Raw genomic sequence first — 1338 nt, forward strand, 5'->3', positions numbered from 1 at the left:
GTTTGAAAAGATCAAAGAAATGATAACTGGAGAAGCACGAAACAAATTATTAAATGCGCCAGAGGATGCACATAACCATATAGAAGATGATGGGTCTATGCACATTCAAACGAAAGCAAAGATAACGGATATGTACTACATTAAAACCGCTGATAATAAAGCCGATGTAACGGTTAAATATGATTATCTTGTAACGGTTGATGGAACAGAACAACAAGAAAAACACACGATGAAATTAAATTTACTATTAGAAGGTGAAAAATGGTTTGTAGAAAATTATGAGTTCCAAATCAATACAGGAATTGAAGGGCCATAGAGAAAGGAATGAGGGGAGTTGGTAAATAAAAATGTATTGCATCACATTGGATATGAAATATTGCAAGAAACGTTTGTATTGATTCGAAATGTATTTTCCTATTCAAATCAAGATGAATACAGTGTGACATATGTACGAGAAATTGCGGATGCCTTGCATAATATCCCACATTCGATTCAGAAACAGCATGATACATTCTTAGAATTTGAGTTCAAACTGTTAGAAGAAACATTAATGCAAATGGATTTTGGAAAGCTTGCCGCACAAAACATTCCCCATTTTAGAATGTATGCGGCACGTGTACAGCAATTGTTACAGAAGCGCTATAAAGAGGTGTAATCGAGTGGAAATGGGGCGATAAAAAATGATTGTATTGGGAATTGGGCTGTCAGTTTTGCTGATAGCCTTTTTATTTATCCAGGTATATCCGTTCCAGGAACAAAAGTTAGAACAGAGAAAATATGATGAATATGGAATCTGGATCATTATTTGTACAGGGGTATGTCTCTATGTTTCGCATCGCTTTTTACAGGAAAACACATGGCAATGGGGATTAAAAATCATAGGTGCAACTTTTTTTACAGGGTTTTCAATTGGATGTGTTGGAAAACAAAGTATATATGATTTTCAACACAAAAAGTTTCCATTCCAGAAAAAATAACTCTTCAAATTCGCTTGTAATTGATTTTAAAAGAACTGGTAATACATTTGGTATTGAATGAGTTTGTGTCCTTTATTCAGCCCTTTAAGTGGTTCAAATGAATTTTTAAAGAAAAAGAGGTATGAGGATGATTCTTTTTAAGGTTATTGCATATATTTTGCTAAGTATAGGAGTTTATACGCTTGTTTTGGCAGGAATAGCCGCGATTGTAAAGAAACAAATGATAATCGCAAATATAAACCTATTATTGGCCATGTATTATTTTTGTTCGGGAAGTCTTCTGTATTTGTGCACGTTATGGGAAACACAAGATATTTTCCTACAAGCCTTTTTGATTTTAATTGTGGGAATTGCGATCATC

3 protein-coding genes and 1 pseudogene are annotated in these 1338 nt (G+C 33.8%); all 4 read left to right on the forward strand.

Translation table 11 applies throughout. The annotated features are described in order from the left end of the window. Nucleotides 1-316, forward strand: a pseudogene (locus tag ACQGS6_RS28615) (hypothetical protein); the annotation flags it as partial. Between the two features lie 18 nt (nucleotides 317-334). Further along, nucleotides 335-655 carry a hypothetical protein gene (locus ACQGS6_RS28620; protein ID WP_426966034.1) on the forward strand — a complete coding sequence of 107 codons (321 nt, stop codon included), beginning with the start codon at nucleotides 335-337 and terminating at the stop codon, nucleotides 653-655. Between the two features lie 25 nt (nucleotides 656-680). Next, the gene (locus tag ACQGS6_RS28625) at nucleotides 681-977 is read left to right on the forward strand and encodes a hypothetical protein (protein WP_426966035.1); all 297 of its coding nucleotides are present in this window, start codon (nucleotides 681-683) and stop codon (nucleotides 975-977) included. Between the two features lie 127 nt (nucleotides 978-1104). Beyond that, nucleotides 1105-1338 (forward strand): hypothetical protein (locus tag ACQGS6_RS28630; protein ID WP_426966036.1); only part of this gene is annotated, 234 nt, incomplete at its 3' end.

Origin of the sequence: Bacillus sp. GMs2/2 (assembly GCF_050172095.1) — a bacterium.
Lineage (GTDB): Bacteria > Bacillota > Bacilli > Bacillales > Bacillaceae_G > Bacillus_A > Bacillus_A cereus.